General features: G+C 53.6%; 8 protein-coding genes. 3 read left to right on the top strand and 5 right to left on the bottom strand.

What is annotated here, in order from left to right:
- The 3 genes from R6U67_RS09195 to dacB all read right to left on the bottom strand — a co-directional run.
- A partial coding sequence (locus R6U67_RS09195; RefSeq protein ID WP_410252272.1) for an NACHT domain-containing protein occupies window positions 1–586 on the bottom strand: 586 nt, incomplete at its 3' end.
- Between the two features lie 237 nt (window positions 587–823).
- Window positions 824–1,330, bottom strand: a complete 507-nt coding sequence (locus R6U67_RS09190) for a hypothetical protein (protein ID WP_410252271.1) — start codon at window positions 1,328–1,330, stop codon at window positions 824–826.
- A gap of 191 nt (window positions 1,331–1,521) precedes the next feature.
- Window positions 1,522–3,018 carry a D-alanyl-D-alanine carboxypeptidase/D-alanyl-D-alanine-endopeptidase gene (gene dacB / locus R6U67_RS09185; RefSeq protein ID WP_410252270.1) on the bottom strand — a complete coding sequence of 499 codons (1,497 nt, stop codon included), beginning with the start codon at window positions 3,016–3,018 and terminating at the stop codon, window positions 1,522–1,524.
- Window positions 3,019–3,123: 105 nt separating this feature from the next.
- Here dacB and R6U67_RS09180 point away from each other — a divergent pair, with 105 nt between their 5' ends.
- Window positions 3,124–3,879 carry a DUF928 domain-containing protein gene (locus tag R6U67_RS09180; protein WP_410252269.1) on the top strand — a complete coding sequence of 252 codons (756 nt, stop codon included), beginning with the start codon at window positions 3,124–3,126 and terminating at the stop codon, window positions 3,877–3,879.
- Between the two features lie 81 nt (window positions 3,880–3,960).
- Here the strand turns inward: R6U67_RS09180 and R6U67_RS09175 are convergent, their stop codons facing one another.
- Window positions 3,961–4,446, bottom strand: coding sequence for a hypothetical protein (locus R6U67_RS09175; RefSeq protein ID WP_087708609.1), 486 nt, complete (start codon window positions 4,444–4,446; stop codon window positions 3,961–3,963).
- Window positions 4,447–4,544: 98 nt separating this feature from the next.
- Here R6U67_RS09175 and aroA point away from each other — a divergent pair, with 98 nt between their 5' ends.
- Window positions 4,545–5,897 carry a 3-phosphoshikimate 1-carboxyvinyltransferase gene (gene aroA / locus R6U67_RS09170; protein WP_410252268.1) on the top strand — a complete coding sequence of 451 codons (1,353 nt, stop codon included), beginning with the start codon at window positions 4,545–4,547 and terminating at the stop codon, window positions 5,895–5,897.
- A 484-nt stretch (window positions 5,898–6,381) separates the two neighbouring features.
- Complete coding sequence (locus R6U67_RS09165; protein ID WP_410252267.1) at window positions 6,382–6,993, top strand: (2Fe-2S) ferredoxin domain-containing protein; 612 nt, start codon at window positions 6,382–6,384, stop codon at window positions 6,991–6,993.
- A gap of 24 nt (window positions 6,994–7,017) precedes the next feature.
- On the opposite strand, the gene R6U67_RS09160 is transcribed toward R6U67_RS09165, so the two are convergent.
- Window positions 7,018–7,482, bottom strand: coding sequence for a hypothetical protein (locus R6U67_RS09160; protein ID WP_410252273.1), 465 nt, complete (start codon window positions 7,480–7,482; stop codon window positions 7,018–7,020).
- Window positions 7,483–7,845 lie beyond the last annotated feature (363 nt).

Genomic DNA, 7,845 nt, shown 5'->3' with positions numbered 1-7,845 from the left:
CATCGGTTTCCTGCCAATCGCACACCACTAAATCCACATCATTGGCCAAAAAGTCATTTAGGTACTCAATACACTGACTACGACGCTCCAAAGGTAAGTCGTCTAATCCATCTAATAGAAAAATTAAATCCCTGTTTCTTGGCCATTCATTGGACAACCCTTTAGAAATTCCCCACTGCTCAAGTTGCCCGAAAATCCAGGAGCTAATACTTGGATTATGTTGTCGTTTATTCCAAAAAAATCCAGTTGTAATTGGCTGCCATTCAGAAAGCTCTAGAATAATAGGTACTGGTGCTGAAACGTCAAGCTTCGCACGGTTCAGTAAAGCATCTGCCAACTCTAGTAATGTTGTCGTTTTGCCACTCCCTGGCTTGCCCAAAAGTAAGAGTTTTCCGTCAACTGATGGAGCATAAAAGATATCTAGAATACCCCTCTGTGGCAATGGCTCAAATCGTCCTGTTTCGCCAACCTTAACTGAGGTATTCCGAGAAACTTTTAGCCGCTCAGAGGGCAATGTTTTGCTTAACTTCTGAGCCAGTTTGTGGTGTAAGGATTGGGCTAAACGGCTCTCAATTTCAGCTTCCATACAATTGACAAAAGCCTGACGTTGTTTGTACTCTTGTCGTGATAATTCACTTCGTCCGAACATTGCAAGCACCCTGTTTCTCGGCAAGGTCTAAAATAGATTGACGTTTTTCTCTGAATACAGTCATCACAGACCTTAGGCCCCTCCTCTGCTCAATCTCCGCTGAAACAATGAGACAGCAGAGCCGCTGAAAATCCGCGCCACAGCTTAAGCCATGGCACGAGATAACCTGCAATACTAACCCTTTTCCACTCCCGTAATGGGGTCAGCATTGGGATCAGGAAGGGGTTTTTGCACCGAAATATCCGACGACCAATTCTCCGAATCCGAGGACTTCGATCGCGATCGCGCCACCTGTTGCACCCGTCGCTCCTGTAACTGAGTCAACTCCTGCTGATACAGAGCAAAAATCCGTCCCAAACTTACCGCCAACGCATTCCAACTCTCATCATGAGTTAGCTTACTGGCAATCCCCTGCAACATCTCCTGCTGGTCATTCTTCTGCACATAGCGTTTCAAACGAGCGCCATCCTTCGACAACGCCGCCTGATAAATCTCGCCATCGCACCACCATAACCCCGGCTGATTCAATAACCAGGTTAATAAATACCCCTCAGGATATTGCTCTCGGACCCATGCGGCTAAATGCTGGAGTTCTTTCATCGCCTCACCTTGGTTCACGTTAAATGCATCAATAAGTTGGTCAGGTTGCTCAAAACGATAGGTATCTTCAATCTGAATCATGGGATTATGACTCACATGAATATGAGTAGAAGGACGGGGGTCAGAGACCGACGACGGCCTCGGAGGGTCGGGGTGCTGACGTTTCACAGGGGTCACAACGTAAACGACTCAACAATGGGACGCAGATGAACAGCATAGACAAAAACGAGAGATGGACTCAGCCAATCCCAAGCTCAACATCCAATCCCAGGTTACCCCGAACAGGGACGAACCTGAGTCAATAGCCGCACCATATCATCGATCGCCGCCCGTTGTTCGCTCACCGATCTCGTCGATTGATTGACCATAATCGCAAAGGTCAGAGTTCCATACTCCCGATGCTCCAAATACCCCGACAACGCCGAAACCCCAGCAATCGTCCCCGTCTTCGCCTGAATCGCCACCGGACTATCCCCCAAACGATGTCGCAGCGTCCCCGACTCCCCCGCCACCGGTAGCGAGGCCCGATAGAGACTCCCCTGGGGACTCCTGGCCATCCCCTGTAACGTCTGCACCAACGCCTGAGGACTGACCCAGTTCACCCGAGACAACCCAGACCCATCATTGACCTGAAACAGCTCCTCATCAACCCCCAACTGAGCCAACACCCGACTCATCACTTGCAATCCTCGCTCCGCCGCCGCGAGGGGTCTCCCCGAGGACTCCTCCTCAGACAACAACTCTGGCGACGCCGTGACCCCCAACCAACGCAACAACACCTCAGCATAGAGATTATCACTGACCCGATTGGTTCGCTCCACCAAACTCCCCAGAGAGGGAGAATCGACTGCTGCAATTTCGACTCCTTTCACCAACCGGGGAACCTCGGTAATGCGGCGACTTCCCACCGGCAGCCCCTGAGCTTGCAACTGACGCCAGAAGTGATCTAAAAAGGCTTCATTGGGATACACCTGCGCCACCGACACCGCCGCTGGCTCAGATCCCGCCGCCAACTCCCCCTCAATCGTAATCATCGGGTCTCTGAACCCCCGTCCCAACCGTAGCCATTCGGACTCCTCCGCCGCCACGGTTCGGGAGCGATTATCTAACCACCAACGACCCGGAGAGCCATCCTCCTCCCGTTCCCACTCCACCCGCAACGGTTCCCCAATCTCTTGAGGATGCAGGGTAAAGGGAATCTCATTGCGGTCAACAATGGCACTATTAGCCGGTGCGCCATACCCCGCTTGAACATCTTCCCATTGCCAACGAGGATTCACCGCCTCCCCTGGGAAATAACTGGCATCGAGCCAGAGTTCTCCAACATGAGTCACTCCCGCCGCCGCCACTTGTTGCGCCAATGTCTCTAAATGTTCACCGGTTAGGGTGGGGTCTCCCCGGCCGACGATCTGCAACCCCGTTTCCGTGCGATAGACTGAGGTGCGAACCCGATAATCAGGGCCGAGATGAGTTAAGGCGGCGGCGGTGGTGAGAAGTTTGACGTTCGAGGCCGGTAAAAAATACTGCTGTGCCTCGCGACTGTAGAGGGTGCGATCGCCCCCCAGAGACTCAACCAAAATCCCCCAACGAGACCCCGGGCCGTGGTTGAGGCGAATCTCATCAATGGCCCCCGCCAACGCCTCCTCGCAAATTGGCTCCGGTTCTCCCTGAGCTAAACTTGGCTGTCCCGAGACCTCCAGACCGGCCACCATCGCCATGGCCGCGATCGCCCCCACCAACTTCCCCGATCGACTGCAAGCCACCACCATCGCCGAATCCTGACCTCCACGAGACGAAACCGATCTTACATGGTATCATAGTCGGCATAAGTTAAAGAATATGTCCCACCCGTCTCTATGGGGAGCAACACAATTATGAAACCGTTTAGCAAGATACTTGCCGTTACGATAGGAACCGCTAGCTTGGTCGTCGGCCAAGCGGCCCTGACGACCAGTTCATCGCTACTGCGTCGCCCCGAAACCTCCGCCTGGCTTGCAAGAGTCAATGCTAGTCCTATCGCCTATACTCCCCCCAATCGCGGTCGTCCTCAACAGACCCAAGGGACCGGATCTCGCGGCTGTGAGGCGATCGCCAGCGACAAAGACACCACAATCGACGTCACCCTCGTTGCTCCCGTCGACCATACCGCCTACACCGTCTCGGGTCAGCCTGTCTTCTACTGGCTCGCCGAGCATACCATCAACCGGCCTGTTGAATTTACCCTCGTCGAAGATGGCAACCCCAACCCCATCTACGTCGAAGAATTTGACCGCCTAGAAGCGGGTATGAATCAAGTCGCCTTAGACTCAGAACAGTCCCTAGAAGTCGGCAAAACCTACCGTTGGACCGTATCCGTCATCTGCAACGCTCAACGCCGGTCTGCTGACGTTTTCGCCCAGGGCTGGATTGAACGGGTTGACGTCTCCGAAGACCTCCAAACCCGACTCGATGCCGCCACCACTCCTGAAGACGTGGCCCAAGCCTACGCCGAGTCAAGCATCTGGTTCGATGCTTTGGCCGCCTTACCCAGTGACAGCGATCGCCTCGAAGCCTTTAACGCTGAAATCAATAACAGTGCCTCAGAGGCGGCCTCAGCGTCACAAGTTAACGAAGCCAACCCCTCCAACTAGACCCAGACCCCAAGACCATCCCCCTGTCCGTATTAGAGACGGGGGGATGGTTTTTTGCTGTGTTTTAGAGAGATTCCGACATCACGAGTGAATCTCCAAATTGAGGACATATCGTCCCAGAGACAGTTGTCCCGACCAAAGTTCATAGTCGAGCCGCAAATGTTCCGGCAGTGACTCCCCGGAAAACTCCAGTTGCCGTGTATAATTGCGCAGGCGCATCTGACTATGAGAATGGGGGTCTTCTCCTCGCAGCCAATAGCGACTGATGCCATACATTCCCCGTTCCCAGAGATGACGATAGCTGAGTCCTCCCTGTCCCTGCATGGTGGCGATCGCCCGATAAGGAGAAATCTCAAACCATAACAGTCGCGTCGGAGTGGGGGCCGGTTGGCCGTCAGAGTCGGCATTGGACTGGGGTTGCCACCCAAGAACCGCCGGTTCGTTCAACAGCAGATGAAACCGCTGTTGGTCTTTTTGATAGAGAGTTGCCGTGGTTTCCACCATAGACCACAGAGGGAGATCGGTAGAAATCAAAGACAGACAAGCGGGTTTGCGGTGAGTCAGCATAGAAAAACCAGAGAGTCAGGGATGGACGCAAATCGGCGATCACGAGAGCAAGCCACGGGCTAAGATAAGTCCACTGTCCTAGCTGTTTAGTAGATGATATGTCTTCCCCCATCGTAACAGTCAAAACCGATCAACAACGTCAAGATTTAGTTATTACTCCCCCAACATCAGGAGTTGCCCTCTCGGGAGAAATTCAAATCCCTGGTGATAAATCCATTTCCCATCGATCCCTGATGTTGGGCGCGATCGCCGAAGGGGAAACAACCATTAAAGGCCTACTCCTCGGAGACGATCCTCAAAGTACCGCCGCTTGTTTTCGGCAAATGGGGGCAGACATTTCGCAACTCTCAGACCAAGAGGTTCGCGTTCGAGGTTTGGGAATTGGCAACCTCCAAGAACCTAACGATATCCTCAACGCCGGCAATTCTGGAACCACCCTACGTTTGATGTTGGGCCTACTGGCCTCCCAACCCGGACAGTTTTTTGCGGTGACTGGGGACAAATCTCTGCGATCGCGGCCCATGTCTCGGGTGGTCACCCCACTGCAACAGATGGGAGCCAGCATTTGGGGCCGAGAAGGGGGGAAACTTGCTCCCCTCGCCATCTATGGCCGCCAACTCACCCCCAACCATTACCACTCTCCTGTCGCCTCGGCTCAAGTCAAATCCTGTATTCTTCTCGCCGGACTCAGTACCGAAGGCAAAACCACCGTCACCGAACCGGCCCTATCCCGCGATCATAGTGAACGGATGTTGCGGGCCTTTGGGGCTGAGATTGACGTAGACCCCAGTTGTCACCGCGTCACCCTCACTGGCCCCGCTCAACTCACGGGACAAACCGTTGTCGTTCCCGGAGACATTAGTTCTGCCGCTTTTTGGCTGGTGGCCGCCGCCATTCTTCCCGGTTCGGATTTGCGGGTGCAAAATGTCGGTATTAACCCAACTCGCACGGGAGTTTTAGAGGCCCTGCAACGGATGGAGGCCGATCTAACTCTGGAAAATCAGCGGGAAGTGGCCGGGGAACCCGTCGCCGATATCCGCGTTCGTAGTTCTCAGTTAAAGGGATGTGACCTCGGGGGTGCGTTAATTCCTCGCCTCATTGACGAAGTGCCGATTTTAGCCGTCGCCGCTACGATGGCCCAGGGAACCACTGTCATTCGCGATGCGGCTGAGTTGCGCGTCAAGGAAAGCGATCGCCTCCTCGCCATGGCCCGCGAACTGACCAAACTCGGCGCAAACGTTAGCGAACGTCCAGATGGCCTCGAAATTAGCGGCGGGGTTCCCCTCCATGGGGCGGATTTGGACAGTTACGATGATCACCGGGTTGCCATGAGTTTGGCGATCGCCGCTCTCTTAGCCGATCGCCCCAGTCACCTCTATAACGCCCAGGCCGCCTCGATTTCCTATCCTGACTTCATCGCTACTCTGAAAACGGCTCTCGGCGAGAGTTAAGACGAGTGTCAGACCGTCCCCAGTTCTCACGTAATCGCTATTGGCATCCCTCGCCCTTCCCCAAGCCAATCTTCGATGGCTATACCATTTTTTTCATGCATTCGTGCCACAAATGGCGGTCGGGGCGAACGGCTGTTCGCCCTCCCCCACTGTCCCTGTATCGCAAGGTTATCGAAAAGAGTATGGCAAGACAGACACGCTAGGACATATTTAATCGTCCAAAAACACACTTCAAAGTAATCTCTGGTTTTAAATCGTCATTGTTTAACTGTCTTAATCGATTGTCAGCCCTGGGCCACTTTATTGAAAAAAGTTACAAATTAGCAGTATCCTTATCCGTCCTTGGGGACGGTTTTTACGCCAAATTGCCTGAATTTGCGCGTAAATTTGCCCCAATCGTGCGATCGCAAACCGCCCTTACCCTTGCCAACCCGAAATTAGTTGACTACAATTCTCAGTAACCGACCAAACAACACCCCTAACTATGAGTTCCTCCAAAACCCAATTCCATCTCGTTGGACGAGTCCTCGGCGTTGACAGCAGCAGCAAAGGTAAAATCAAGGGCTTGCACCTACTCAACGAAGAAGGAACCCACCGTATTAAACTGAGTTCGTCATTGCGATCGCAATCCTTGGCCCTAGAACCCGGAACCTGGGTATCCGTGCGAGGAACCGAGAAACACAAAGCCAAACCCGATAAAACGAAGCTCAAAGCCAAACAGATTCAGCCCCATCCAGGGTTGCGGCAACTCAGCAAACCCGGTCACGGAGACCCCTGTCCCGCCCTAGACATCGAGGAGACCCCCTCCTCAGCCAGTCAACCCGACAACCCCCCCATCAAAGCCAAAGCCCCCGCCGGCAAAATCCTCGTCTGTCAGAAATCCAAATGTCGTAAACGGGCCAGCGGCGACCTCTGCAAACTTCTCAAACAGAGTCTCGACGAGTACGGACTTGGAGAGTCCATTCAAGTACAAGGAACCGGCTGTCTCAAACGCTGCAAATCTGCACCGAACCTGGTGGTGTTACCCAAAAAGGCTCGGCACAGTAACATCAAACCCCAAGAAATCCCAGCCCTCGTTGAACAGCATTTCGGCTAGGAGTGAAGGCCCATGAGGGTTTTGCTAAAGCACCTCGTGGGTATATTGATGTTGTTTGACATTATCGTCCGTTGTGACCACGCGATCGCTGTTGAGGACGCGCTTACGCTCCAAACTGTGATTAAACTCCCGATAGCTTGTCCCCACACCAATATGCTGAGTCGCCTCAGGGCGCTTAGCATAGGTGCGGGTACTGGCAATGATTCGCTCCGTTAAATCATTGCCGAGTTGGGCATCCGGTGGGAACACCTCAGGCACTTGGAAGCTTTCCCCATCAAAAATCTCACCAATCGTCGTCGCGTAGGCCAACTCATAAGACGTGGGAATGCCTTTCAGGAGTGCTTCGAGGGACGAAGAGGTAATCGGTTCAATCACACGAACCTGTTGCACCTCTCCATCATCTTGTAAGAAACACACCGCCAGTCCGAGAACCACATAACTATCCGCAGTTACATCGGGTGCGTTTGCAAGGGCATTTGCCATAGTGATAGTGCATTGATAAAGACGGCAAGAGAACAGGTCTGAGTCAAGCGATCGCCCGCAGCACATCCCATTCCACTCTAGGGGGATTCTACCAAACCCCTCCCGAGGCGATCGGCATCCCCTTACAAATCTTGACGCGACCCAGAATCTTGCCCCTATAGACTGGCCTGCCTAGACTGGCCTGCGTAAAACCTTGCAGCCGAAAGCCCCCCAGGCTATCCGGATTAAAAATTCCCCACACCGTACCTAGAGGAACCGAGAATATCGCCGTCACGGTTGACCGTCACCCTCTAAGTACTATGGCAGACCGCACCCCCTCACCCCAGCCCCAAACCTGCTCCGCCCTCGCTCTCCCCCTCGTTCGTCAAG

The sequence above is a fragment of the Sodalinema sp. genome, from assembly GCF_046483825.1.
Taxonomy (GTDB): domain Bacteria; phylum Cyanobacteriota; class Cyanobacteriia; order Cyanobacteriales; family Geitlerinemataceae; genus Sodalinema.
Note: the sequence above shows the minus strand (reverse complement) of the source record. Positions and strands in the feature narration are given on the sequence as shown.

Coding starts and splice junctions, on each gene's coding strand:
- R6U67_RS09165 (WP_410252267.1), top strand. CDS start 6,382: ATGAGTTCCTCCAAAACCCAATTCCATCTCGTTGGACGAGTCCTCGGC.
- R6U67_RS09175 (WP_087708609.1), bottom strand. CDS start 4,446: ATGCTGACTCACCGCAAACCCGCTTGTCTGTCTTTGATTTCTACCGAT.
- dacB (WP_410252270.1), bottom strand. CDS start 3,018: ATGGTGGTGGCTTGCAGTCGATCGGGGAAGTTGGTGGGGGCGATCGCG.
- R6U67_RS09180 (WP_410252269.1), top strand. CDS start 3,124: ATGAAACCGTTTAGCAAGATACTTGCCGTTACGATAGGAACCGCTAGC.
- R6U67_RS09190 (WP_410252271.1), bottom strand. CDS start 1,330: ATGATTCAGATTGAAGATACCTATCGTTTTGAGCAACCTGACCAACTT.
- aroA (WP_410252268.1), top strand. CDS start 4,545: ATGTCTTCCCCCATCGTAACAGTCAAAACCGATCAACAACGTCAAGAT.